Origin of the sequence: Arthrobacter sp. PAMC25564 (assembly GCF_004798705.1) — a bacterium.
In the GTDB taxonomy this organism is placed as follows: Bacteria; Actinomycetota; Actinomycetes; order Actinomycetales; family Micrococcaceae; genus Arthrobacter.
Map to the genome: position 1 here is coordinate 474,344 of NZ_CP039290.1, position 25,703 is coordinate 500,046.

Consider the following 25,703-nt stretch of genomic DNA (forward strand, 5'->3'; position numbering starts at 1 on the left):
AGTGCTGCACGGCGACCGTTCTGCGCGCGTGTGGTGCTGCGTCAGTGTCTAGCTATACACCGTCGCAATAACTCACGCACGGTGAAGTCCAAAAGTTCCCTCTGGGCGTAGCGGACCGGGACGGTTTTGACTCAGGACAGACCCAGCCGGGTCACAGGAATGGCGCATCACCGGGCCGGGGCAGGCGCGCCGCTACTCGTAGACGTGCGGTGCGAGGGTGCCGACGAAGTCCAGGTTGCGGTACTTCTCTGCGTAGTCCAGGCCGTAACCCACGACGAACTCGTTGGGGATGTCGTAGCCGACGTACTTGACGTCGATCTTGACCTTGGCGGCCGTGGGCTTGCGGAAGGCGGTGCAGATTTCGACCGAGGCCGTGCCGCGTGATTCCAGGTTGGTCTTGAGCCAGGACAGCGTCAGGCCGGAGTCGATGATGTCCTCGACGATCAGGACGTCCTTGCCCATCAGGTCCGTGTCGAGGTCCTTGAGGATGCGGACGACGCCGGAGGACTGCGTGCCGGAGCCGTAGGAGGAGACGGCCATCCAGTCCATCGAGACGTGGCTGTGCAGGGCCCGGGCCAGGTCTGCCATGACCATGACGGCGCCCTTGAGCACGCCGACGATCAACAGATCACGGCCTTCATAGTCCTTGTCGATCTCGGCAGCGAGTTCGGTGATCCGGGTCTGGATCTGTTCCTTGGAGTACAGAACGTGCTTGAGGTCTGCCTGGACGTCGTTTGAATCCACCAATGGCTCCTGTGTAGATGCGGGGTCGACTAGATAAGGGGCGGTTTGTGAGGCCGGAATACAAGCTTCCCACAGCGCGCGCCCTGCCGGGGCACGCCGGCGGCGTCGGACTGCCCCGCCGTGAGCAGTCGCGCGAGCGAGAGCCGGTAGACGCTGACCCCGCCGGGGAGCTCCACCGGGCCGGCCGATCCCTGCCGGCGCAGCAGCGCTTCCGCGGCGAGCAGGCGCTGGTAACTGGGCTGTTGACCGCCGACGGCGGCGGCCGCCTTGGCGATGACCCGGAACCTCACGGCCGGGGCCAGTTCGCGCAGGGCGTCCTCGGGGAGGCTGATCTCAGCCCCGGACTGCTCCCGCAGCCGGGCAAAGGTGTCGTTCGCCACGTCCTCAAGGAAATCGGCGTCGAGCTGCAGGATGGCGGCGGTCCTGGCCAGCGACTCGGCGACTCCCGGTCCGAGCTTTTTCTCGAGCAGCGGCAACACCTCGACGCGTGTCCGGGACCTGGCAAAGGCCGGATCGGCGTTGCTGGGATCATGCCAGGGATCCAGGCCCTCCACGGCGCAGATCTCCAGGGTCTGGTCCCGGCGCAGGCCGAGGAAGGGCCGGAGCAGTCGGCCGCGGGCCGGACGCATCCCGGCAAGGGACCGGGTCCCGGAACCCCGCGCCAGCCCCAAGAGGACCTGTTCGGCCTGGTCATCGAGGGTGTGCCCGAGCAGGATCGCCCCTGCGCCGGTTTCGTCGGCGATGCCTTCGAGCGCCGCATGGCGGGCGTCCCGGGCAGCTGCTTCCGGGCCCATGCCGGTGGCGGCGACCTCGACGGCCCGGACCGCGACGGGTGCGAGTCCCAGTTCCCGGAGCACCCGGGCCGTGGTGGCGGCCACCGCGGCGGAGCCCGGCTGCAGCTGGTGGTCAACGACGACGGCGCCAACGGACACCGGGCGGCCGTCCACGTGCCCGCGGCGGGCGAAGTAGGCGGCGACGGCCGCGAGGGCCAGCGAATCGGGGCCGCCGCTGCAGGCGACGAGCACACGCTCCGGGTAGCCGGCGGCGGCCAGTGCGTCCTGCAGCATTTTCCGCGCCGTGCCGACGACGGGCGCGAGCCGGCCGGGCCTGCGTCGTCCGGTGGGAACGGCGGGGCCGCCGGCGGCGGGAGGTGGGCCTGGAGGTGCGGCGGGGGGTTTGCTGGCAGGCACCGGGACTAGAGCCCCATCCGTTCGAGCCAGAGCTTCGAATCGTGGATCTCGGTTTCGGTTGGCAGCTGGGCCGCGGAGTCCCAGACCCTGTTGAAGCCTTCCATCCCCGCCACGGCGACGACCTCTCGGACGAACTTTGCGCCGTCGCTGTACTGGCGCATCTTGGCATCGAGGCCCAGGAGGTTGCGGATGAACTTCTCGATCACGCCGTGGTTCTTGCCGCGCGAGTTGAAGCGCTGCCGGATGGTCTTCACCGAGGGGACGATGCCGGCGTCGACGGCGTCCATCACCACGTTGGCGTGACCTTCGAGCAGGCTCATGAGGGCCGTGAGGCGGGAGAGCGCGGCTTTTTCCTCCGGATTCTGCAGCAGGTCAAGGATGGCGCCGCGGCCGGGGACGGCACCGGGCGCGGCCCGGTCCTTGAGCGACTTTGCCGCAGCCGAGGCCCGCTCCATGAGGGAATCGACGTTGCCCAGCAGCTGGCCGCTGAGGTTCTCAATCTCGTCCAGCATGTGGTGCCGCAGCCACGGGGCGGCCGCGAACTGCACCCGGTGGGTTTGTTCATGCAGGCAGACCCAGAGCCGGAAATCAGCGGGTTCTACGTTGAGGTCGCGTTCCACGGAGATGATGTTCGGGGCCACGAGCAGCAGGCGTCCGGCGGCGGGGGCCGTGGAGTTTTCGGCCAGCGCGGAGAAGGGATCGTACTGGCCCAGGACCTTGCTGGAGAGGAAGGCCAGGACCGCGCCGAGCTGCCCGCCGGTGATGGCGCCGCTGACGCTGGCCGCGCCTGTACTGACGGTGCCGCGGCGGCCCTCGAGCATCCTTTCCATCGCGGGCTGGAGCATGACGGCGAAGCTCTGGGTGTTCGCCCTGGCCCAGGATGCCCGGTCCACCACTAGGACCGAGGAGTCCCGCAGGTCCCGAGCGGCCTCGAGTCCGGTGATGTCGTGGACGTGGGGCACGGAGATCTCGGCCATGAGCCGCAGATTGTCCACCGCGGCACCGATTTCGGCGGATCCCAGGGTGGGCCCGGCAGGCGCCAGGCGGGCGGCCGTCGCAGCGGCAAGTTCCCAGTTGACGAGGTTTTGGGCTTGGGCTGATGTCTCGCGTGCAGAGGACTCCATAGGATCCATCAGATCACAGCGGGCTGGCGTTCCGCCTTAAGTTCGCTGACCGGCGAACGAGTCCGCTGACCGGCGAAGGCCGCGTCAGCGGCAGCCGCAGCCGGCCAGGAGTGACGCGGCCCGGTCCAGGGCGGGCTTGTTGGCGGCGCCCGGAGTCAGCCCGTTGCCGATGAAGGAGAACACGAGCAGCCGGCCGTCGGCGTCGACGACATAGCCGCTGAGCGCGATCACGGTGTTCAGCGTGCCCGTCTTGGCGCGGACCAGGCCCGCGCCGCGTGCCGTGGACGCATCGGTGTAGCGGTCCCCCAGCGTTCCCGTGAGGGCGGCCACCGGGAACCCGGCAAGGGCGGCGCGGAGCCGCGGGTCCGGGCCGGAGGTTATGGCGCGGACCACTTCGGTGAGCTGGCGGGCGGAGACCTGGTTGGCCAGGGCGAGGCCGGAGACGTCGGCCGCATGGAGGGTTTCCGTGGGGATGCCCAGCTCCCCCAGTTGCTGCAGGACGGTTGCGATGGCGCCGTCGTTGCTCCCGGGCCGGCCGCTGGCGAGGGCGGACATCCGGCCCATCACCTCGGCGAGGAAGTTGTCCGAGGTCCGCAGCAGCAGGTCCACCTGCTGGCCTACCGTCGCGGACTGGACCTCCGCCAGGATCCGCGCGTTGCCGGACGGTACCGGCGCCGGTACCCGTTCGACGCCGGGCGCCACCGTCAGTCCCGCCGCCGCGGCGGCGGTTGCGAGCTGGGCGGAGAACGCCTCGGCCGCGCCCATCGCGGCGTCCTGGGGTCGGGGGCCGGTGGTGCTGGCCGGGTCGAAGCGTGCCGAGTTCAAGGCCAGAGGGAACAGCGGGGCCGTCTCCCCGGCCGCGACGTCATCGGGGCTCCAGGCCGGGTTGAGGGAAGGCCCGGTGAAGAGGGAGTCATCCAGCTGCACCGATACGGTGCCGGCCGCGCCGTCGTGCCGGAGGGCCTGGACGGTCGCCTTTGCGAGCGTGGCGAGCCCGGCATGGCCGAGGACTGCGTCCGGGGCTGACTCGCCGGCGCCCAGGAGGACGTCTCCTCCGCCGGTGAGGACCACGGAGCCGGGAGCGGACCCCGCCACCACCTTGGTACTGAAGCGCCGGTCCGGGCCCAGGACGCGCAGCGCCGAAACCGCGGTCAGGAGCTTCATGTTGGACGCCGGTACGCGGGTCTCGTCCCCTGCGCGGTCAAAGAGCAGCGCTCCGGTGGCGGCGTCCTGCACCACACCGGTGAAGGCTCCGGCGCCGTCGGTTTTCAGGGCGTCGTTAAGCTGGGCGGCGAGGGCACCGGGGCCAGGGACGGGCGCGGAACTGCTGAGCGGCTGGACCGCCCCGGCGCCGGTGCCGCCGGGTGGACTCAGGCGGGTGGGGACCTGCTGCCAGGGAGCGGGCGTGTCTGCGGCGGCCGCGGAGCTGTCCGGACGGTGGAAGGCAGGCGCGATTGCCAGGCCGGCAGGGATCGCGAGCGCCACCACCAGGAGGGTCAGGAACAGCATCGGGAGGATGCCCCGCAGCAGGCCCGCCACCGGGTCCGTGCCTGCGCGGCTGGCTCTGCGTTTCATGCTGCTGCTGGTCCTTTAGTCCTGAAATGTCCCCACTAGTTCCTGAAACCTGGGCCTCTCGCTATATCCTCAATAGTAGTCGGCGGCACCGGCAGTCCTTTTTGTGTGCCGCGCACCCCCGAAATCGTCAAGGAGCATTCCATGAAGCATGACGTGACCATCGAGATCCCCAAGGGATCACGCGTCAAGTACGAAGTCGACCACGAGACCGGCCGCATCCGTCTGGACCGCGTCCTGTTCACCTCGATGCAGTACCCCACACACTACGGTTTCTTCGAGAACACCCTTGGTGAGGACGGCGACCCGTTGGATGCGCTGGTGCTCCTGCAGGACTTCGATCTGCACCCCGGCGTGATCGTTGAGGCCCGCCCCATCGGCGTGTTCAACATGACCGACGACGGCGGCGGAGACGCCAAGGTCCTGTGCGTCCCGGCCGATGCCCGCTTCGACCACATCAACGAGATCAGCGATGTCAGCGAGTTCCTGATCAGGGAAATCGAGCACTTCTTCACCCGCTACAAGGACCTGGAGCCGGGCAAGTGGGTCAAGGCCGAGGGCTGGGGCGACCGCGCCGCCGCCGAAGCCGAGCTTGAGGCTTCCATCAAACGCTACGTGCCGGCCGCGCACTGACGCTTCCCCTCCTGCACCCCAACGCGGGGTCACTTACGGCCCATCCGGACACCCGGAATGGGCCGTAAGTGACCCCGCGTGGCTGGTTTAAGGGAGGGTCCGGCTGCGGATCCTTGCCCTGGCAACCACCCGGACAGCAGGTAGTGTTTGAGGCAGTATGTTCACGCTGACCATCAACCAAATCGACAGCCGGCGCGACGGCGATCGTGTGCCCCAGCTCCTCAAGGACCTGCGGCATATTCCGGCGCGCCTCGATTTCGACCGCTCCGTGGAGGACGAGGTCCAGGGCATCCTGGACTGCCCCCGCCAGGCCGTGGAAGCGGCGATGATCGGCCTGCGCAGCGGCAGCTGGTACGTCGGAATCGGCGTCGGGCCGGTCAATGAGCCCCTGCCGAACCAGATCAAGGACGCCTCCGGCCACGGGCTGGTCTATGCCCGGCGCGCCGTGGACCGGCTGCGCCACGGCAAGGACCGTGTCCCGGTGGCAGTGGAGGGCCCGCTGGCCGAACTGGCCGCCGAAGCGGAGGCCGTCCTGCGCCTGCTGGGCCATATTGTGCTGGACCGGAGTCCCGCGGAATGGCGGGTGCTGGATCTGCTGACCCCTGGCGTGCGTGGACAGCAGAAGGCCGTCGCGGCAGAACTCGGCATTACCACCCAGGCTGTCAGCAAGGCCGTTGCGCGGGCCCAGTGGAACGAGGAACACGCCGCGCGGCCCGCGGCGGCCCGGCTGCTGGGTCTTATTCTCGAGGCCCGCTAGCTGTTTTCCCTGAGCGCGGACTCCGGGCGGAGGATACTGCGCAGGACGTGGGCGGCGCCGTCGTCGTAAACCGAGTGGGTGACCTCGTCCGCGGCGGCGATGACTTCCTCGGGTGCCTGGCCCATGGCCACGCCACGGGCAGCCCAGGTGAGCATCTCGATGTCATTGCGGCCGTCGCCGACGGCGACCGTGCGGTGGGCCTCGATGCTCAGCCTGCCGCGGAGATGCTCCAGGGCACTGGCCTTGGTGACGCCCGCGGCGGCGATATCGAGCCATGCCGTCCAGCCCACCGAGTAGGTCACGCCGGCCAGCCCGATGTGGCGGATGGCCTTCGTGAATTCCTCGGGGGTGTTTTCGGAACTGAACACCACAACGCGCACGGCGGTGGCCTCCAGCATCGTCTGGAAGTCGACGCCGATTGCCTCGACGCCGAAGCTCGCGTCCTGGAAGCGCTCCGTGGAGAGGAAGTTGCCGTCCTCGTCCTCCAGGGCGTACTTGGCCGAGGGCAGCCGCTTGCGCAGGGCGCGGAGGGCCGGCCCCGGATCAAACGTGGCCTTGTGCAGCACCTCGTAGCCCTCGGAAAGGCTGGAATCGAGGCGCAGGGTAACGCCGCCGTTGGAGCACACGGCATAGCCGTTCTCAATGCCGATGTGCTCGATGATGGGCAGCGTGGCCTTGAGCGAGCGGCCCGTCGCGATCATGACGTGATGGCCCGCGGCCACAACGTCCTGGGCGGCTTCGCGGACGGGGACCGACATGTGGCCGTCGTGGTCCACGAGGGTGCCGTCGACGTCGAGGGCGATCATCAGTTTCCCGCCGTCGGTGTTCTGCTTGTTGTTTCGCTGGTCATCGTTGCGCTGGTCATCGTTGCCGGCGACTGAGGTTTCAGTCAATGTAGTCATTCAACAAGTAGAACAGAGACCCCCGGGAGCCGCTAGGATGCACGCCACAGCAGGGCGTGAACGTGGGGTGAAACTTCCGTGTCCTGGGGCCCGCGGGATCAGAGGACGGGGAAGACGGTCATCCCGCCGAGGTATTTCTGCAGCGCGGCGGGGATGTTGACGGAGCCGTCCGGGTTCTGGTGGTGTTCCAGGATCGCGACGATCCAGCGCGTGGTGGCCAGGGTGCCGTTCAGCGTGGCCACGGCCCGGGTGCCCTTGGGCGCGCCGTCCTCGTTGAACACGCGTTCGCGGATATTCAGGCGGCGCGCCTGGAAGGTCGTGCAGTTGGACGTCGAGGTCAGCTCCCGGTAGGCGCCCTGGGTCGGGACCCAGGCCTCGCAGTCGAACTTGCGGGCCGCGGAATTGCCCAGATCGCCGGCGGCGGTGTCGATCACCCGGTACGGCAGTTCGCACTTGGCCAGCATCTCCTCTTCCCACGCCAGCAGCCGGGCATGCTCGGCGGCCGCCTCCTGCACCGTGGTGTAGACGAACATCTCGATCTTGTTGAACTGGTGCACCCGGATGATGCCGCGGGTGTCCTTGCCGTGCGAACCGGCCTCGCGGCGGTAGCAGGAACTCTGCCCGGCGAAGCGGATAGGCCCGGCGGTGAGGTCCAGGATCTCGTCCGAGTGGTAGCCGGCCAGGGCCACTTCCGAGGTGCCCACGAGGTAAAGGTCGTCCTCGGCGAGACGGTAGATCTCGGCGTCGTGCTTGACGTCGAACCCGGTCCCCTGCATGATTTCGGGGCGGACCAGCGTGGGTGTGATCATGGGCACGAAGCCCACGTCGATGGCCTGCTCCATCGCCATCTGCATCAGCGCCATCTCCAGCCGGGCCCCGACGCCGCGGAGGAAGTAGAAGCGCGAGCCGGAGACCTTGGCGCCGCGTTCCATGTCGATCGCGCCGATCAGCTCACCGATTTCCAGATGGTCCCTGGGCTCGAAGTCGGTGAACCCGCGCGGCGTGCCGACCGTTTTGACCACGATGTAGTCATCCTCGCCGCCGGCCGGGACGCCGTCCTCAATCAGGTTGGGGACCACCCGGAGCAGCTCCTCATGGGTGGCCTGTGCGACGTCGGCTTCCGCGGAGGCAGCCTTGACAGAGGCGGCCAGGACCTTGACATCGGCGAGCAGGGCCTGCTTCTCCTCGCCCTTGGCCTTCGCGACCTTCTTGCCGAAGGCGTTCTGCTCGGCCCTCAGGTTCTCGAAGCGGATCAGTGCCGCGCGCCGGGCCGAGTCCGCGGCGATGATCGCGTCCACGACGGATTCATCTGCGCCGCGGGCGCGCTGGCTGGCCCGGAACTTGTCCGGATTTTCGCTGAGGTCTTTTACGTCGATCACCGGATAAGACTATCCAATCCGGTGCCGCAGGTGGGCAACCCTGCCACGGGGCAACGGCGGGATAGTGTTGGAGCACCATGCGCGATTGGCTGCTCTACCTCATCATTGCTGGAGTCCTGGCCTTCGCCGCCTCCAGCTGGTGGGGCGTGCGCCGGTTGAAGGCGAAGCACACCCGCAGCGCGGTCTGGGAAGAAACACACCGTCCCGGCCTGGGGCGGCAGAAGGTCGCCGTCGTCATGAACCCGATCAAAGCCAAGTCGGCAGAGGCCCGGGTGCTGATCAGCAATGCCTGCCGTGCTGCCGGTTGGGACCCGCCCCGCTTCTTTGACACCACCGCCGCGGATCCAGGCTTCTCGCAGGCCCGGCAGGCCGTGGACTACGGGGCCGACGTCGTCCTGGTGGGCGGCGGCGACGGCACCGTGCGCGTCGTGGCAGCGGTCCTGGCCGGCACCGACATTGCCATGGGACTGATCCCGCTCGGTACCGGCAATCTGCTTGCCCGCAATGTGCATCTGGACGTCTCCGATCTCCAAGGCAGCGTGCAGACAGCCTTGTTCGGGCATCAGCGCTTCATCGATACGGCGCGCATGAGGGTGGAGAACTCACGGACCGCGGAGTCCGCGGAACACCTCTTCCTGGTAATCGCCGGCATCGGTATGGACGCCGAGGTCATCGGCGACACCCATGACGGGCTGAAGAAGGCCGTTGGCTGGCTGGCCTACACCGAGGCGGGAGTCCGGCACCTGCCCGGCCGCCGCAAAAAAGTTTCCATTTCGCTGGATGGCCAGGCCGAGCAGACCCGGAAGATCCGCAGCGTGCTGTTCGCGAACTGCGGGCTCATCCCCGGAGGAATCGACTTCATCCCGCAGGCGATGATCGATGACGGCATGCTGGACGTGGTGGTGATGAGCCCGCGCAGCGCGATCGGCTGGCTGGCGATGTACTGGAAGATCGTCCTGAAACACAAGCGGACCCTGCCGGTGATGACGTACTACCGCTCCGGCAAGATCACGATCCGGTGCGCGGAGCCGATGCCGACGCAGATCGACGGCGACCCCTCGGGCGAGGCCACCAAGGTCACCGTCCAGGTGGCGCCGGGCTCGCTGCTGGTCAGGGTGAAGGAAGGCACCGAAGCGGGCTAGGCGCTGGCTTGCTTCTTCGCGGCTTCGTCTTTCGCAGCGGCGGACTTTTTCGCCTCAGCAGCGGCCTTCGCGGCCCGGGCCTCGGACTGCTCACGGATCATTGCCTGCTCCTCTTCGAAGCGCAGCCGGTCCGCACGGTCGGCGTCGTCGCCGTCCCAGTCCTGGTTTTCAGCAGTCGGCTTGGGATTGACAATCATTCCCTGGCCGTCATTTTCGGTACTGGTGCCTGACATGACCTGCTCCCTCTGGTAGAGGACTTCCCCAATATGGATCAGGCAAGCATACGCACAGTTTTCTAGGGGCGGAAGTGCCCCATCTGGCATTTGTCTACGCTGTGGGCGAAGCCTCCGGCGCCTGTCCAGGGGCCACTGATGCGCCGGTGAGAATGCTTTTCACCCATGCATGCGCCGCCCGGAATGCCTGGTCCGAGGTATGCGGTGCCACGTTCGTCCGGTGGCTGTCGGCGCGTCCGTAGGAACCCAGGAACCGGGTTGCCGGGCTGATCCGGTGCAGGCCCGCGAGGGCATCCGCCATCCTGGCATCGGCAACGTGGCCATCCGCGTCGATACTGAAGAAGTAGTGGCCGAGGTACTGGCCGGTGGGACGGGATTCGATCCGGCTCAGGTTCACGCCGCGGGTGGCGAACTGGTCCAGGATCTCCATCAGCGCGCCCGGGCGGTCCTTGGGCAACGGCACCACCACGGTGGTCTTGTCCGCGCCTGTCCGCTCGGGCAGCACGCCGGGCCGGCCCACCAGGACGAAGCGGGTGACGGCGCCGGGATTGTCGCCGATGTCTTCTGCCAGCACGGCCAGGCCAGGCTGCTGGGTGGCCACAATCGGAGCGCAGATCGCGGCGTCGTGGCGGGCTCCGTCCGCCAGGAGGCCCAGTGCGGCGGCGGCCGTGGACGACCCGGGGATATATTCAACATCAGGAATATTCGTGTCAACCCAGAACCTGCACTGTGCCCAGGCGTGGCCGTGGGTCGAGATGCGGCGGATATCCTCGATCCGGGTGCCGGGCCTGGCCACGAGGACAAAGCTGATCGGCACGAGGGCTTCGCGGAGGATCCGCAGCTCCGGGCCTGTTGCGATGGCGTCGAGGGTCGCCGTGACGCCGCCCTCGACGGAGTTCTCAATCGGCACCATGGCCGCGTCCGCCGAACCGGCCCGGACCTTGTCCAGCGCCGTGTTCACATTCGAGGACGGGACGCGGATGGCGTCCGCCGCGTCCGGGACCTGCATCAGGGCTGCCTCGGTAAAGGTGCCCTCGGGTCCGAGGAATGTGTAGGTGACGGTTGGAGCGGACATCGGCACTTCTTTCTGCGGTTAAAGGATGACCGGCTTGAGTCCGTTGTCGGACACCAGCGGCATTCCGGTTTCAAGCCACTGGTCCATGCCGCCCGCGACGTTCAGCGCGGAATAGCCCTGGCCCACGAGCCACTGGGCCGCGCGGAAGGACCGTCCGCCGGTGCGGCAGATGACGTAGAGATCCTCATCCGGGTCGAGCTCGTCGATCCGGGACGGAAGCTGGTCCAGGGGAATGTGCAGGGCGCCTTCGGCGTGTCCCGCAACCCATTCGTAGTCTTCACGGACGTCCAGGATCGTGGCCCCGTCGGGGATCTCGGACACTTTCACGGTATCGAGGTGGCTCATGGAAGTCCTTTCCGGAAATCTAAGGGTCCGTCCCAGCGTATCGCCCGCGGCCCGCGCCATGCCCTAGCAGGCGGCAGGTTACGCTTCAGGGATTCAGGAGTGTGGAGAGGAGACCCCATCCGTGGCTGAAATCCACGAGCTCTCGGCCGTGCGGCTGCGTGACGCGCTGCGCTCGGGCGAACTCTCGGCCCAACAGGCGGCGGCTCATTTCCTGGACCGGATCGCAGCCGGGAACCCGCACCTGGGCGCTTTCATCACCGTCACGGCCGAGCAGGCCCTCAAAGATGCGGCTGCGGCGGATGAATCCTATGCCGGCGCCGCAAGGGCAGGGACCGTGCCCATGCTTCACGGCGTGCCGGTCGCCTTCAAAGACCTGACGGACGTGGCCGGCGTCGTCACCACCCACGGCAGTGCCGCCCTCGAGCGCAGGCCCCCGCTGGCCGACGGGGCCCTGGCCGCCGGGCTCAAGGGTATAGGTGCCATCTCGCTGGGCAAGACGCAGGTTCCGGAGTTCGGGTTGACGGCGTACAGCGAAAACCGGATCGCACCGCCCTCACGCAACCCGTACGCGCTCAGCCGCAGCTCCGGGGGCTCCTCCGGCGGCAGTGCTGCCGCCGTGGCCGCGGAGCTGCTGCCCTTCGCCCCCGGGAGCGACGGCGGCGGCTCGGTCCGCATTCCCGCGGCGGCCTGCGGCCTCGTCGGGCTGAAACCCGGCCGGGGGCTTGTGCCCGCGGGAGAAAGCAGCGGAGATCCGGCCGGCCTGGTGGTCGCGGGTCCGCTGGCCCGCTCCGCCGCGGACGCGGCGCTGATGCTCGATGCGCTGGTTCCGGAGACGCCCGGGACCCCCGGGCCCGGCTACCTTGCGCAGGCCTCCCGGGAACCGCGCAGGCTGCGGATCGGCGTCAGCCTGGACAGCCCGTGGCACGCGCTCTTCCCCTGCGCCCCGGAGGACGAGTCGCTCGACGCCCTGGCGGAAGGCATCAGATTATTGGAGGCGGCCGGCCACGAAACCACGGAAGCCGCCATCCGCTACGACAACCGCTACCCGGACGCGTTCACGACGGCCTGGACCGCCGGCGTCGGAAGCGCCCGGATCGCTCCCCAACGCGAGGCGCTGCTGACCCCGCTCACACGGACGTTCCGGCGGCGCGCCCACCAGCGCAGTCCAGCCAGGCTCAGCGACGCCCTCGGGTTCCTGCGGCAGTTCCAGCGGGACACGATCGCCCAGTATTCCGCCTGGGACCTCATCCTGACGCCCGCACTGGCCCAGACCCCCCGCCCGGTGGGCTGGTTCACCGGTGCCGCCCACGGCGACGGCTACTGGCCCGCGGCCGAGTGGACGGGAGACGCCGACGGCGACTACCGCAAGCAGTGCGAATACGCGCCCTGGTCCTCGATGGTGAACGTGTGCGGGCTGCCGGCCGTCAGCATCCCGGTGCACTGGACCGGCGGCGCCAAAGGTGCCGGCCTGCCGATGGGCATCCAGCTGATCGGGCCGATGGGGTCCGAGGCGCTGCTGCTGCAGGTGGCTGCCCAGCTGGGTTTCTGACCCGCGCGTGGCTGTTGGTTGGGAATGGCGGTTTTCTTTCAGCCTCGAATGGCGGTTCCGGACCTCGTGTCGCGGACAGCCTGCAGTGCCGTGCGGGGAAATCTCGGGTCCGGCGTCAACAGGAACCGCCCTTCCCAACTGTGAAAATGCCCCCAAACGAAGTCAACAGTCACCCAGTTTCATATCAAACTGTGGTTTTACGAGGCGCCGGACTGATCGTTTGGTGATGCCAACTGTGGCGAGGCGGAGTGGTCGTGCCGCTCGAGCAGGCGGGAGACAGCGTAGCCGATGAGGATGCCCCAGAACGCGGCGTGGATGTTGAGCAGATTCAGACCCGAGATCGTGACGACGAAGGTCACCAGTGAGCCGAGGGTGAAGGTCGTGGAGAACGCGGTGACGAAGGCCTGCTGGAGGGCCTTGAGCATGGCAATGCCGCCCAGGGCCAGGACGAAGGCCTCGGGGGTGGCGAGCATGAACCGGGTCAGGGTCGGGGCCAGCAGCGCACATACCAGTGACAGCAGGCCATAGACCACCGCACCTGTGTACTGGCGGTGTTTGTCCCCGGAGGAGGTCAGCAGGGCGTTGGTCGGGCCCGTCACACACGCCGAGACGGCGCCGAATCCGGCGTTGAGCACGGAGAACCCGCCGGAGGCAATGGCGAAGGCGTTGACCGGTGGATGGTGGCCGGCGGCGCGCAGAACGACCACGCCCTGGCCGTTCTGCACGATCAGGACGGTGATAGCCAGTGGCACCACCAGTTCCAGTTGCGCTGCCCAGGTGAACTCGGGTGGGGTGAACACCGGGGTAGCGATGACGGGCCCGGCTCCGGACTCCATCGCGAACTGCCCGCTCACCGCTACGGCGACGATGCCGACCACCAGGGTGCCCAACACCGGCGGGAGGTACTTGCCTAGGGCTGGCACGGCGGTCAGGACGATGAAAGCCAGCACCATCGGCCCGGCGACCACAGGGTTGGCCTGGGAAGAGGCGACGATGTCGGTGCCGAAGCGCAGGAACACGGCCGCGACCATGGCCATGACGATGGGCATGGGAATGGCCGCCATGATCCGTCGCACCAGCCCGGTTGCGCCCAGGGCGAGGATGAGCACCCCGGAGACGAAGAACGCTCCCACCACTTCCGGGAAAGTCAGGTGCTGCAGGGACGGGCCCAGCAGCACCGTGCCGGGGATGGACCACGCGAACCCGAGGGGCTGGCGGTAGAGCAGGGACATCACCAGGGTTGCGAGGCCGGCGGAGAGGAAGATGCCGAACACCCACGAGGCCAGCTCGGCCTGGCTCAGACCGCCGGCCGCGCCGACGGCCAGGGTCACCGCGATGGGCCCGGAGGCGGAAAAGATCAGCCCGATCACCCCATTGCTGACATACTGCGGGGCGATGTCGCGCATCAGGTCGCGCACCCCGGCGGGCCGGAGCGCGGGGCGTTCGAGCAGCGGTGAACGCTTGGGCGCCGCGGCAGGCCCCCCGGGTTCCCGTGTGGGCGGCTCTGAGGCTGGACTGGGCATGGTTGCTCCTGATCGACGATGACAATGCTCCTACCGGTCCGCCACCGCCACCCCGTTACCTTTCTTATAGCCCCTGAACGAGCAAGAATCGGGGTTGCTGGCCCGCAACCCCAAGCCCGTATCGGTCCCAGGAGCTCTTAACAAAGTAACGGGGGTTGTCACCAGGGTGCGATAAGCGCCAGGGGTTCGCTGACGGGGACCAGACCAGCTGCCAAACACCCAGGACGCAAGCTGGCCCTAAGTAAAGCCCCCCGCCGCTCCAACGGCCAGGCTGACCGCTCTCGGGCCCGAGCCACGGCGGCTCCCACGGGGTGACTGCGGGTGGCTCCTGATGGGATGGCGGCATTCGGGCTCCTGGCAAGGGCGGCAAAAAAGTACAGGCGCCCCGGAGTTTGCACTCCGGGGCGCCTTCGGTGCCGGGCGGAGGCGCCGGCACCAAGTCCTGAGCGGTGGCCCTTACTTGTGCTGGCCCTCTTTGGCGAGGACATAGTCATAGACCACTTCTTCGCCTGCCCCGCCGTCCGTGCGCGGCTTCGGGTCAAGCATGAGCTCAGGCTTGACTGCCGAGGCGATGTCATCCGCGTTGTGGGGATCACCGGGGAAGTACAGCTGCTGGGTTACGGGCTGGAAGCCAGGCGCGGAAACCTTGATGTGGATGTGCGCCGGACGCCAGGCGTGCCAGCCTGCTGCGCTGATCAGCTGCCCGCAGGCCCCGTCCGTGGGAATCTGGTAGGGCGCCGGGCGCATCGTGTTGATTTCGAAGCGGCCGTCGTCGTCTGCCTTGACCGTGGCGCGGAAGAGCCAGTCGGGGAGGCCCGGCGCGTACTGGGAGTAGAAACCGGCGCTGTCGGCGTGCCAGATCTCCACCTGGGCGTTCTGGATCGGGTTGCCATCCGTATCGGTGAAGCGGCCGCTGAAGTGCAGCGGGGTGCCTTCCTCGTCCTCACGCATTTCGACAGTGCCCGGGGTCTGGAGCACCGGGGAGCCCGGCACGTAGTAGGGTCCTTCGATGGTACCCACGGTGCCGGGGCGGTCCTGGGAGTTGACGTCCTCCACAGTGTGCTCCAGCCACACGTCGAGGAACAGCGGCCATTCACCGTCAGTTCCCACCTTAATGAGCCAGGCTTTGAGTGCGTTGTACTCCTCGTACGTGACCTGGTGTTCGACGACGATGTCATTGGCGGCTTTGATGAGTGCCCCCGCCAGCAGGCTCACCCTTTCCTTCGGCACATCCAGCCGCGCAAGCTTGCCCGAGGCGGTGAAACGCTCGGTGGCCTTTGAGCCGGCCTCGACGGCCGTGCCCTCGTTCTCTTTGCGGCTCTCCGCTTGGGTCTCAGTCATGGTGATCTCCATAGTCCTCATTGAAAAGGGGCCAGGAAGGGCTCCTGCACCCGCTGCGAAGCGCTGGGCGCAGGCTTCAACCTGCTGCAACGCCGCTTCGCGTGATGTCTGTCTCATCGTAGGCATGAAATAAGAACGCTACAAATATCGATTTGGCCGGTTTTTTGTCATAAAGCGTACATAAAGGCACCCTTGGTCGAACCTAGGTGTTTGCCTGATGTGAGTGCGGTCACGATAGGGAAGAATTGCCTCACAACGTCCCCGGGGCACCCACCGCCGCCTGGCGCGGACCTCCCGACCATCCGTCCAGCACTCTCCAATGAAGGAGCACGCCATGACCGAGAACCTGACCCATGTCCGCGAGGTCCTTGCAGACGCCGTGATCGACGACCGTGAGAACGGCGTCATCCGGGCCAAGCGCGAAATTTTTACCGATGAAGATATTTTTGAACTGGAGATGAAACACATCTTCGAGGGCAACTGGGTTTATCTCGCCCACGAGTCCCAGATCCCCAACGTCGGGGACTACTTCACCACCAACATCGGCCGCACTCCCGTGGTGATCACCCGCGACAAGGACGAAAACCTCAATTGCATCGTCAACGCCTGCTCACACCGCGGCGCCATGCTGTGCCGTCGCAAGACGGATAACCGCACCACTTTCACCTGCCCGTTCCACGGCTGGACGTTCAAGAACTCCGGTGAGCTGCTGAAGGTCAAAGACTCCCGCAACGCCGGCTACCCGGAGACTTTCAACAAAGAGGGCTCCCACGACCTCACCAAGGTCGCCCGCTTCGACTCCTACCGCGGCTTCCTCTTTGGTTCCTTGAAGGCGGATGTGCTCCCGCTCGAGGAGCACCTGGGGGACGCTACCAAGGTGATCGACTCCATCGTGGACCAGTCCCCGGAGGGACTTGAGGTGCTGCGCGGGTCGTCCACCTATACCTATGACGGCAACTGGAAGGTGCAGGCCGAGAACGGCGCCGACGGCTACCATGTCACGGCCGTGCACTGGAACTACGCCGCCACCACGGCCCGCCGCAGCGCTGGCGACTCCGCCAACACCACCAAGGCCATGGACGCCGGCAAGTGGGGCAAGGTCAAGGGCGGTTTCTATTCCTACGAACACGGACACCTGCTGCTGTGGCAGGAATGGACCAACCCGGAGGACCGTCCTCTGTGGGACCGCCGCGAGGAGCTCGTTGCAAAGTACGGCGAGGAGATGGCGAACTTCATGATCAACATCTCGCGGAACCTCTGCCTGTACCCCAATGTCTACATCATGGACCAATTCTCCTCGCAGATCCGCCACTTCCGTCCCATCTCCGCGGACCAGACCGAGGTGACGATTTACTGCATCGCGCCCAAGGGTGAATCGCAGGAGAACCGGTCCAAGCGCATCCGACAGTACGAGGACTTCTTCAACGCCACCGGCATGGCCACACCCGACGACCTTGAGGAGTTCCGGTCCTGCAACAAGACCTACTGGGCCACCTCGGCCCCATGGAACGACATGACCCGCGGGTCCACCCATGAGATTGCCGGCCCCGACGAACAGGCCCAGGCGCTGGGCATGACCAAGGTCATCGCTTCCGGGGTGCGCACCGAGGACGAGGGGCTCTACCCCGTCCAGCACGGGTACTGGAAGGAAGTCATGGACCGGGCGCTGGCGGAAGAGGAGCACTCCGCACTGCATACCGTTCCCGTCACCGCCTGACCGCGTCCACGTCGAACCAGAGAGAGTGCATAACCCATGACAAACCTGACCAGACCAACTGCGGCACTCAAGACCGTCGAGGAGATCGCCACCCTCGAAACTGTCCGTGCCTTTCTGTACAAGGAAGCCCGCCTGCTGGACGAGCGCCAGTTCGACGAGTGGCTTCAGTGCTACCACCCGGACTCCGAGTTCTGGATGCCCGCATGGGACGTCGACGACCGTCTGACCGAGGACCCGCAGAACGAGATCTCGCTCATCTACTACGACAACCGCGGCGGCATTGAAGACCGTGTCTTCCGGATCAAGACGGACCGGTCTTCAGCCACCTCCCTCCCGGAGCCCCGTACCGGGCACAACATCACAGACATCGAGATCGTGGGGCACGACGGTGACCAAGTGAAGGTGCGCTTCAACTGGTTCACCCTGTACTTCCGCTACAACACCACAGACACGTACTTCGGGACCAGCTTCTACACGATCGACCTCGCCGGCGCCGAGCCGGTAATCATGAAAAAGAAGGTCGTTCTGAAGAACGACTACATCCACCACGTGGTGGACGTCTACATGATCTGACGGCCACACGCCGGTGCCCGGCACCTCCCGGGCACCGGCCTCGACCGTTCCGAAACCCGTGCCCGCCGGGCATGTCCGCACTTTCCCGGGTCGCGACGACAACGACCCCCAGCCAGGAGGAAACCATGGGCCACAAAGTAGCCCTCAGCTTCGAGGATGGCGTCACCAAAGTCATCAAGGTCGGCGACCACGAGACCGTGATGGACGCCGCGTACAAGGCACGCATCAACATTCCATCAGACTGTCGGGACGGTGCCTGCGGCACCTGCAAGGCCTTCTGTGATTCCGGCACCTTTGACCCGGGCGACTACATTGACGACGCGATGACGGAGGAAGAGCTCGAAAAGGGCTACCTGCTCACCTGCCAGGCTGTCCCGGAGTCGGATCTGGCCATCCAGATTCCTGCCACGTCGGAATCCGCGAAAACCTCAGCCTCCACCTTCACATCCACCATGAAGGAACTCAACAAGCACTCGGAAACCACGGTTTCCTTCGCCCTTGAGGTCGAAAACCGGGACGCCCTGGCCTTCCTCCCGGGCCAGTACGTCAACCTCAAGGTCCCCGGAACCGACGCGGAGCGCTCCTACTCCTTCAGCAGCGGCCCCGAGGTGCAGGATGCCTCGTTCATGGTGCGGGTCACACCGCAGGGCGCGATGTCCGAATACCTGCGCGACAGGGCGGCGGTGGGCGACACCATCGAGTTCACCGGTCCGTACGGCTCGTTCTTCCTGCGGGAGCCCAAGCGCCCCCTGCTGCTCCTGGCAGGCGGCACGGGCCTGGCCCCGCTCCTGTCCATCCTCGAGAAGCTCTCCGAGAACCCGCCGTCGGTACCGGTCCATCTGATTTACGGCGTGTCCCGCGAGGCGGACATCGCCGGGCTGGACTGGCTGCGGGAATATGAGGCGAAGGTACCCGGATTCACCTGGGACTACATTGCTTCCGAACCCGGCACGTCCGCTCCCCACACGGGCTATGTCCCACAGATCATCGAACCCTCCCACCTGAACGACGGCGATGTTGACATCTACCTGTGCGGCCCGCCGCCCATGGTCAATGCCGTTTCGAAGTGGCTGGACTCCGAGGGCATCAAGCCCGCCAACTTCTACTTCGAGCGCTTTGCCCCGAAAGAGGCCACCGGCGGCGACGCCGAAACGGGGGCACCGGCACCCACGGAGAAGATCCAGGCCGAAGGCGACACGATGACCCGCAGCGAGGCCGTCTCCTCCCTGGAGACCGGCCGGCTGGATTTCCGCAAGGAGGACAGCTTCGCCCAACTGGACGCCCGCATGGGCCTGGAGCTCGCGGTGAGCGAGCTGATGCTGGGCCGCCTCAGCGAGGAACAGCTGTCCCAGTTCCGGCGGCTCGCCGAAGCCACCACGCGCTCTGTGGCTGCCGGCACCGTCCGGGAACCGGATGAGTTCGCGCGGACCAACGAGGAGTTCCACGAATACCTCTTCATTGTCTGCGACAACCCCATGCTGCTTGAGTCCTACCGCAGGCTCGACGTCCACGCACAGATGGCTGCGGCCTTCGAACCGGGGACCCGAATCTTCGAGCGGGTCACGCAGGACCACCTTGATATCGTTGATGCCTTCGAGCGCCAGGACAAGGCTCGGGTGCGGGAGGTCATGATGGCCCACGCACGGGACGCCAAGGAAACCATGGCCGCGGCGATCGATGCCAAGGCCGGCCGCTGATGTCGCGCCCTTATGCGGGACAGTTCGTTACTCCGGGCCGGTACGCCGGCAAGGTAGCCGTCGTGACGGGCTCCGCCCAGGGTATTGGCCAGAAAGTGGCCGAGCGGATCGGTGCCGAGGGCGGCGCGGTGGTCCTGGTGGACCGGTCCGGACTGGTCCATGACGTGGCACGGGAGATCCAGGAGGCCGCACAGGGTTCCGGTTCAGGAGGCTCGGCTACCGCTGTGACCGCTGATCTCGAGACCTTCGCAGGGGCGCAGCAAGCCGTCGAGGCGGCGCTGGCCGCCCACGGCCGGGTCGACGTGCTGGTCAACAATGTAGGCGGCACCATCTGGGCCCGCCCCTACGAAGAGTACGACGAGGACAAGATCGAGAAGGAGATCCGCCGCTCGCTCTTTCCCACCCTCTGGACCTGCCGGGCTGTGCTGCCGGCCATGCTGCAACAGGGTTCGGGCACCATCGTCAACGTTTCCTCGGTGGCCACCCGCGGTTTGCACCGCGTGCCTTACGCGGCTGCGAAGGGTGGCGTTAATGCCCTGACGCAGTCGTTGGCGATGGAGGTGGGCGGACGCGGCATCCGCGTGGTCGCGACCGCCCCGGGCGGCACCGAGGCACCGCCCCGCAAGGTCAAGCGTGGGCCGGAGGCTGAGTCCACCACGGAAAAGGCTTGGTACCAGGCGATCGTTGACCAAACCGTGGAGTCGTCCTTTTTGAAGCGCTACGGAACCCTGGACGAACAGGCCGCGCCCATCGTATTCCTCGGATCAGATGAAGCGTCCTACCTGACCGGCAGCATCCTTCCAGTCGCTGGCGGAGACCTGGGCTAAGGCCGCCGGTGATGGATGCCCGCCGCCAGGGCCGGGCGGCCCGCTCCGGTAGACTTGCCGTCATGACGGCGGGCTCCATATACGGTGAAATGGCGGAGGATTTGCCGCTCCTTGGCCGGTCCGGGGTCTTCGAGGAGCTGTTGGAAATTCTCCGCACGGTCCGCAAGGGCAATGTGGGCGCAGTGGTGATCACCGGTCCATCCGGGTCCGGGAAGACCGCCGTCCTGGAGTTCTTCCTTGAGCACTGCCGCACGGTGGCCCGTGGTGTCCGTGTCCTGTCCGCCACGGGCGACGAATGGGAGGCGCAGTTTGCCCTCGCCGGCTACTCCCAGCTCATGCTCACGTTGCCGCCGCGCTCGGCAAAGGATTACGACGGCGGCCCGGCCTTGCCCGCGGGCCCCGTCGCGGCTCTTACCCCCGCCCAGGTGGTCAATTACGCCTCGACCCTCACCACCCATCTCGAAGGACTGCAGTCCCACGGCAGCGTAGTTGTCGCCGTCGACGACGTTCACAAACTCGACGTGGAGAGCCTGCGCATCCTCACCTTCGTCATGCGCCGGCTGCACGGAAAACGGATCATGTTCGTACTCACGCTCAACCCTGAGGACGCGCCCCGGGTCCCCGCAGGTGCGCTGGACTTTCTCACGGGCCACCAGGTCACCCGTATCCCGCTGGATCCGCTCACCCCGCAGCAGGTCCAGGATCTCGCCCGGCGGGTGCTCGGCATCGACCTCAGCGTGACGGCGGCCCACCGCCTGGTCCAGCACACCGGAGGGCTTGCGCAACCGATCGTGGAGCTGCTGCGCGAGTTGCCGCCGGAGACCTGGCAGAGGTGGTTTCCCTCGCTGCCTCCCACTTCCCGGGTGCGTGCCCGGGTGCGCAGTATCCTCGGCGCAGCGTCCCCGGGGCTGGTCTCTATCGCGGAGGCTGCATCCTTGCTCGGGCGCAGCGCCGGCCTGGCAGAGGTTTCCCAAGTCAGCGGGGTGGAGTCCGTCATGGAAGTCCTGGACGAAGGACACCGCGCCGGGCTGCTGGGGTTGTCTGTTGATCAGGCCCGTTCCGCGGTCGTTTTCTTTGAACCTGGCACCGCCGAGGCCATCTACGAACAGATCGTTCCCAGCCGGCGCATTGCGCTGCACCGGCTGGCCGCTGAGGCCGTGCAGCCCGAGGGCGAACGGTTGGGCCACCGTGTCTCCGCGACGCCCGGTGCAGACGAGGCCCTGGCCGAGGAGTTGGAGGAGTTCGCCCGCTGCCAAGCCCTGGTGGGAGCGTGGCAGGATGCCTCAACAGCTCTGTTCTCCGCGTCCCGGCTTTCCCGGGACATCCGCTCCCGGAACGACAGGCTCCTGAGGGCCGTGGATGCCCTGGTGGGTTCCGGCGACATTGCCCAGGCGCAGATGTGGGCCGCAGCCGTGGACGCCCTGCCGTCCTCGTCGCTCCGCTCCTCCGTGTTGGGCTACCTCTCCACGGCGTCGGGACAGAACGGCAGCGCGCAGACGCAGCTGGAGATGGCGTGGCGGACCTGCAACCCGCAGCGTGATCCCTCCGCCGCAGCGCAAGTAGCGCAGCGCTTCGTTCTGCACGGGGTAGCGTCCTGGGACGGCCCGCTGATTACCGGTTGGGCAGAGCGGGCCATGGAACTTACGCAGCCGGAAACCCCCGCCCACATTGAGTCAGAGGCGATCTACGGCCTGGGCCTGTATGCGCAGGGCCGGCTGGCAGAGGCGGAGGCCTCCTATAACCGGGCCTTCGAACACGCTGCCGAGAACGCCCAGAAGCAGCGGGTCCAGATGGGTGCCGGCTGGCTGGCACTGCGCCTTGACAACGTTGAGTCAGCGCTGGTGAACTTCGAGTCCGCTGCTCCCACGGAGTACCGCGGCGGTTCGATGCGGATTTCCCTGTGGGCCGAGGCCTGGCTGGCGCGCACCCACCTGATCCTCGGCAACTGGGATGCCGCCGCCGCCACCGTGGCGCGCGCATCCGTGCGCCTCGAGACCTCGCGGATGCCGCTGATCCGCCCCCTGCTCTACTGGACCGCGGCCGAGCTCTGGTCCATGCGCGGAGACTGGGAGCGGGCCCGATACTACGTTTCGCAGGCCGCGGTGCAGCCGGGGACGTACTGTGCCATGCAGGTGCCGGCAAGCCTCGCCCGTGCCCGCTTTCACGAGGCGAGGGCCGACTATGAAAGCGCTTTGGCTGTGCTGCAGCCGCTGACGGAGCTGGACCCGTGGACGGAGAACCGGGTGTCCTTCTGGCCGTGGCAGGACACATATGTCAACGCGCTTGTCATGACTGACCAGCTCGACGCTGCCGACTCGTTCCTCACGGCGTTCGAGCGCGTGCCGCGCGAGCGGGAAATACCCTCGGACCTGGCGCGCATGGCCTGGGCCAGGGGCCGGCTCGTGGCCGCGCAGGGGGACCCCGACACGGCCAGGGAACATTTTGAGGCATCCCTGGGCCACCTCCGGGGGCTCAACCGGCCGTATCTACGGGCCCGGGTAAGTTTTGCCTTTGGCCAGAGCATGCGGCGGGCGGGCAAACGGCGTCTGGCGTCCACAGTCCTGCGCGCGGCCCGTGACCTGTACGACTCCCTGGGGGCGGCCACCTACGTGGAACGGTGCGACCGGGAGTTGGCGGCCACAGGCCTCGACGTCGGGAACATGCCCGACCCGGCCGACCCCGTGCTCACTGCCGTCAGCCGCCACCAGGTTCAGCTCACTGCGCAGGAGCAGGCGGTGGCCAGGCTGGTGGCGACCGGGGCTACCAACAAGGAGGCGGCCCGGGCTCTGTTCGTGGCGGAGAAAACGGTGCAGTACCACCTGACGCGGCTCTACAGGAAAATGGGAATCCGCTCCCGCAGTGAACTCGCGGCCGCGTTCCGCGCCAAGGACTGACCCGAAACACAGCCGGTACTGAGCCCACACGCCGGTGTTTACTTGACGTCGGAGGGGTGCTTGGCGAGCGGCACCACAGAGATGTCCATGTAGGGGAACAGCGGCAGGTCCTGCAGGATCTCATGGAGTTCGTCGTTCGAGCCGACGTCGAAGATCGAGTAGTTGGCGTATTCGCCCACCACGCGCCAGATTTCCGGCCACTTGCCCGAGTGCTGCAACTGCTGCGAGTAGGCCTTCTCCCTGGCCTTGATCTCCGCAGCCTCGTCGGCGGGCAGGTCGACGGGCAGTTTTACGTCCATGTGGACCAGGTACTTCATGGATGTCCTTTCGGTGGAAGGTGCGGTTATCGGTCTGTGCGGTAGAGGGAGAGCTTGTCCTCGTCAACAGCGGTTCCCGCGCCCGGGCCCTCGGGAACACGGATGCGCCCGCCGGTGATGGCCAAAGGCTCGGCCAAAAGGTCGTCGGCCATGTCCAGGTAGTTGGACAGCTCCGCTGCGCGCTTGGCCGTGTGGGCGAAGGCGGCGCCGAAGACCACCGATGCGACCGTGCCGACCTGGGTGTCGATCTGGTTGCCGATATAGACGTCGATGCCCATGCCCTCGGCCATCCCGACGATTTTGGCGGCCTCGGTAAAACCGGACCGGGCCGTCTTTACCGCCAGGAGGTTCGCGCCGCCGGTGAGGATTTCCCGCGCGGCCTCGCCAAGGTTGGCGGCAGATTCGTCCGCGGCGATGGGGATGGGGGAGTTCTCCACGAGACGGCGGCGGCCGAGGACTTCGCGGGCGTCGTCGGGTTCCTCAAGGAACTGCAGGCCCAGGTCCGCCGTGCGGCGCAGTACCTCGGCGGCCTCGTTGGCGGACCAGCCGCGGTTGGCGTCCATGTAGAGCTCGGCGTCTTCACCCAGACCCTCCCGTAATACCCGGGCGGCCTCGATGTCAAGGTGAAGGGGGCGGCGGCCGGTCTTGAGCTTGAACGTGTTGATGCCATACGTCTCACGGAACTCCAGAGCCAATGCCAGCAACTCCTGTGCGGGCTTGAATCCGAGCATGTGGGAGACCCGCAGCGAGTCAGTATATCCGCCCAGCAGTTTTGTCACCGGCTGTCCGAGAGCCTTGCCAATGACGTCCCACAGGGCGATATCCACGGCGCCTTTGGCGGTCTGGTTGTGCACCGTCCGGTGCAGGATCGCCTGAATTTTCTCGCGGTCAAAGATGTCGACGCCGATCAGCTGCGGGGCAAAAACATCCTCCACCACCGCAACGATGGACTTCTGCGTCTCACCGTAGGTGTAGGGGCGCGGCGGGGTGTCGGCGGTGCCCACCACCCCATCGTCCGTGCGAAGCCTTATCAGCACATGGTCTGCCTCGTGCACGGAACCGGAGGCGAAGTGCAGTGGATGAAGATAGGGGATCGAGTAGGGAATCGCCTCAATGGCTGCGATCTTCATGAGCGGGTAAGCCTTTCATCAGTGGGAAACGGCGCGCTGCCGGGGGCCGGGGCAGGCGCCGGGGGTCCTGCAGTCGCGGTATCCACGACGTCCAGGAAGTTCTGTAGCAGCGCGGAGGGGTGCCCGCGCAGCCAGGCGACAGCGAGCTCCACCGCGGGGACGTTTTCGATCTCCCGGTAGGCGACGCCTTCGAGCTGGAAGGCCCGCACGCTGGACGGCATGACGGCCACCCCGCCCCCTGCGGCTACGAACGCCAGCATCGTGGAGGTCTCGCCTACGACCTGGGTGATGCGTGGCTGGAAGCCCGCCTGGCGGCACAGGTCTGAGGTGGTGCGGGAGAGCGCAGATTCGGGCGGGTAGGCGATGAAGTCCTGGTCCTGCAGTTCGTGCATGGCCACGGGCCGATCCACGGCCAGGGCGCTGAACGAGGGAAGCGCGACGACGAGCGGCTCCCGGGTCACAATCCGGTAGTCGATGTCCTGGGAAGCAACAGGGGGACGCAGCAATGCCGCGTCCAAAGTGCCGTCCCGCAGCCCCGCTTCCATGGAAGGCGTGAGCATTTCGCCGTGCAGCGCAAGGGACAGGCCCGGCAGGAGCTGTCTGGCGAGGCGGGCGATGCGGGGCATGACGCCGTAGGTTGCGGACCCTGAGAAGCCCACCCGCAGGACGCCGGTGGCGCCCCTCCCGACCTGATAGACATCGGCCTGAAGCGTCGCTACGTCGTTGACGATCTGCCGTCCGCGGTCCAGCAGGAGTTGGCCTGCCGCTGTGAGGTCCACTCTGCGGGTGGTGCGGTTGAGCAACCGGACTCCAAGCTGATCCTCCAATTGGCGGATCTGCTGCGACAGGGGTGGCTGGGCCATATGCAGGCGCTTGGCCGCGCGGCCGAAGTGCCGCTCCTCGGCAACCGCGATGAAATAGTTCAGCTGCCGGATGTCCAACGTGATGCCGTCCTTCCGCCCGACCGGCCCCGATGGTGCTGCCCTGGGCCCGTGATTGATTCAAAGAATATCCCTAAAGAGCCCTACTAGTATATTTC

Annotated in this window: 23 protein-coding genes; 9 read left to right on the top strand and 14 right to left on the bottom strand. The window is 66.8% G+C overall.

All coding sequences use genetic code 11. The annotated features are described in order from the left end of the window. Positions 1-192 precede the first annotated feature (192 nt). The 4 genes from hpt to dacB form a co-directional block, all read right to left on the bottom strand. Positions 193-744 carry a hypoxanthine phosphoribosyltransferase gene (gene hpt / locus E5206_RS02175; protein WP_136321055.1) on the bottom strand — a complete coding sequence of 184 codons (552 nt, stop codon included), beginning with the start codon at positions 742-744 and terminating at the stop codon, positions 193-195. 29 nt (positions 745-773) lie between these two features. Further along, positions 774-1,811 carry a tRNA lysidine(34) synthetase TilS gene (gene tilS / locus E5206_RS02180; RefSeq protein WP_205759986.1) on the bottom strand — a complete coding sequence of 346 codons (1,038 nt, stop codon included), beginning with the start codon at positions 1,809-1,811 and terminating at the stop codon, positions 774-776. A 128-nt stretch (positions 1,812-1,939) separates the two neighbouring features. Further along, the gene (locus E5206_RS02185) at positions 1,940-3,058 is read right to left on the bottom strand and encodes a zinc-dependent metalloprotease (protein ID WP_136321056.1); all 1,119 of its coding nucleotides are present in this window, start codon (positions 3,056-3,058) and stop codon (positions 1,940-1,942) included. A gap of 84 nt (positions 3,059-3,142) precedes the next feature. Continuing rightward, a complete protein-coding gene (dacB, locus tag E5206_RS02190; protein WP_136321057.1) occupies positions 3,143-4,633 on the bottom strand; it encodes a D-alanyl-D-alanine carboxypeptidase/D-alanyl-D-alanine-endopeptidase in 1,491 nt (496 codons plus the stop codon). Between the two features lie 141 nt (positions 4,634-4,774). On the opposite strand from dacB, the gene E5206_RS02195 reads away from it, so the two are divergent. After that, positions 4,775-5,263, top strand: coding sequence for an inorganic diphosphatase (locus E5206_RS02195; protein WP_136321058.1), 489 nt, complete (start codon positions 4,775-4,777; stop codon positions 5,261-5,263). Positions 5,264-5,420: 157 nt separating this feature from the next. Beyond that, complete coding sequence (locus E5206_RS02200) at positions 5,421-6,020, top strand: MarR family transcriptional regulator (protein WP_136321059.1); 600 nt, start codon at positions 5,421-5,423, stop codon at positions 6,018-6,020. Here E5206_RS02200 and E5206_RS02205 read toward each other — a convergent pair. After that, entirely contained in the window at positions 6,017-6,922 is a 906-nt protein-coding gene (locus tag E5206_RS02205) for an HAD family hydrolase (RefSeq protein ID WP_136321060.1), read from the bottom strand. The two genes, E5206_RS02200 and E5206_RS02205, sit on opposite strands and share 4 nt — an antisense overlap. A 98-nt stretch (positions 6,923-7,020) precedes the next feature. Beyond that, complete coding sequence (gene serS, locus E5206_RS02210) at positions 7,021-8,301, bottom strand: serine--tRNA ligase (protein WP_136321061.1); 1,281 nt, start codon at positions 8,299-8,301, stop codon at positions 7,021-7,023. A gap of 77 nt (positions 8,302-8,378) precedes the next feature. Here serS and E5206_RS02215 point away from each other — a divergent pair, with 77 nt between their 5' ends. Next, complete coding sequence (locus E5206_RS02215; protein ID WP_136321062.1) at positions 8,379-9,443, top strand: diacylglycerol kinase family protein; 1,065 nt, start codon at positions 8,379-8,381, stop codon at positions 9,441-9,443. On the opposite strand, the gene E5206_RS02220 is transcribed toward E5206_RS02215, so the two are convergent. The 3 genes from E5206_RS02220 to E5206_RS02230 all read right to left on the bottom strand — a co-directional run bounded on the left by E5206_RS02220 (position 9,440) and on the right by E5206_RS02230 (position 11,096). After that, on the bottom strand, positions 9,440-9,676 hold the full coding sequence (locus E5206_RS02220; protein WP_136321063.1) for a hypothetical protein: 237 nt from the start codon (positions 9,674-9,676) through the stop codon (positions 9,440-9,442). The two genes, E5206_RS02215 and E5206_RS02220, sit on opposite strands and share 4 nt — an antisense overlap. Before the next feature lie 94 nt (positions 9,677-9,770). Next, positions 9,771-10,751, bottom strand: a complete 981-nt coding sequence (pheA, locus tag E5206_RS02225; RefSeq protein WP_136321064.1) for a prephenate dehydratase — start codon at positions 10,749-10,751, stop codon at positions 9,771-9,773. An 18-nt stretch (positions 10,752-10,769) separates the two neighbouring features. After that, positions 10,770-11,096 carry a rhodanese-like domain-containing protein gene (locus E5206_RS02230; RefSeq protein ID WP_136321065.1) on the bottom strand — a complete coding sequence of 109 codons (327 nt, stop codon included), beginning with the start codon at positions 11,094-11,096 and terminating at the stop codon, positions 10,770-10,772. A gap of 121 nt (positions 11,097-11,217) precedes the next feature. On the opposite strand from E5206_RS02230, the gene E5206_RS02235 reads away from it, so the two are divergent. Beyond that, entirely contained in the window at positions 11,218-12,645 is a 1,428-nt protein-coding gene (locus E5206_RS02235; protein WP_136321066.1) for an amidase, read from the top strand. A 197-nt stretch (positions 12,646-12,842) separates the two neighbouring features. On the opposite strand, the gene E5206_RS02240 is transcribed toward E5206_RS02235, so the two are convergent. Further along, positions 12,843-14,168, bottom strand: a complete 1,326-nt coding sequence (locus E5206_RS02240) for a benzoate/H(+) symporter BenE family transporter (RefSeq protein ID WP_136321067.1) — start codon at positions 14,166-14,168, stop codon at positions 12,843-12,845. Positions 14,169-14,624: 456 nt separating this feature from the next. Next, the gene (catA, locus tag E5206_RS02245; RefSeq protein WP_136321068.1) at positions 14,625-15,521 is read right to left on the bottom strand and encodes a catechol 1,2-dioxygenase; all 897 of its coding nucleotides are present in this window, start codon (positions 15,519-15,521) and stop codon (positions 14,625-14,627) included. Between the two features lie 322 nt (positions 15,522-15,843). Between catA and benA the strand changes: the two genes are divergently transcribed. The 5 genes from benA to E5206_RS02270 all read left to right on the top strand — a co-directional run bounded on the left by benA (position 15,844) and on the right by E5206_RS02270 (position 23,217). After that, positions 15,844-17,226, top strand: coding sequence for a benzoate 1,2-dioxygenase large subunit (gene benA, locus E5206_RS02250; protein ID WP_136321069.1), 1,383 nt, complete (start codon positions 15,844-15,846; stop codon positions 17,224-17,226). A gap of 36 nt (positions 17,227-17,262) precedes the next feature. Then, positions 17,263-17,799: a benzoate 1,2-dioxygenase small subunit gene (benB, locus tag E5206_RS02255; RefSeq protein ID WP_136321070.1), complete on the top strand. Its 537-nt coding sequence runs from the start codon at positions 17,263-17,265 to the stop codon at positions 17,797-17,799. Positions 17,800-17,924: 125 nt separating this feature from the next. Next, positions 17,925-19,496, top strand: coding sequence for a benzoate 1,2-dioxygenase electron transfer component BenC (gene benC, locus E5206_RS02260; protein ID WP_136321071.1), 1,572 nt, complete (start codon positions 17,925-17,927; stop codon positions 19,494-19,496). Then, positions 19,496-20,323: a 1,6-dihydroxycyclohexa-2,4-diene-1-carboxylate dehydrogenase gene (locus E5206_RS02265; RefSeq protein WP_136321072.1), complete on the top strand. Its 828-nt coding sequence runs from the start codon at positions 19,496-19,498 to the stop codon at positions 20,321-20,323. The genes benC and E5206_RS02265 overlap by 1 nt, the downstream gene beginning before the upstream one ends. Positions 20,324-20,412: 89 nt before the next feature. After that, positions 20,413-23,217, top strand: coding sequence for an AAA family ATPase (locus tag E5206_RS02270; protein ID WP_240689894.1), 2,805 nt, complete (start codon positions 20,413-20,415; stop codon positions 23,215-23,217). A gap of 38 nt (positions 23,218-23,255) precedes the next feature. On the opposite strand, the gene catC is transcribed toward E5206_RS02270, so the two are convergent. The 3 genes from catC to E5206_RS02285 are packed head-to-tail and all read right to left on the bottom strand — an operon-like array spanning position 23,256 to position 25,605. Beyond that, a complete protein-coding gene (gene catC, locus E5206_RS02275; RefSeq protein WP_136321074.1) occupies positions 23,256-23,534 on the bottom strand; it encodes a muconolactone Delta-isomerase in 279 nt (92 codons plus the stop codon). Between the two features lie 26 nt (positions 23,535-23,560). Then, entirely contained in the window at positions 23,561-24,664 is a 1,104-nt protein-coding gene (locus E5206_RS02280) for an enolase C-terminal domain-like protein (protein ID WP_136321075.1), read from the bottom strand. Further along, positions 24,661-25,605, bottom strand: coding sequence for a LysR substrate-binding domain-containing protein (locus E5206_RS02285; RefSeq protein ID WP_136321076.1), 945 nt, complete (start codon positions 25,603-25,605; stop codon positions 24,661-24,663). Before E5206_RS02285 ends, E5206_RS02280 begins: the two co-directional genes overlap by 4 nt. Positions 25,606-25,703 lie beyond the last annotated feature (98 nt).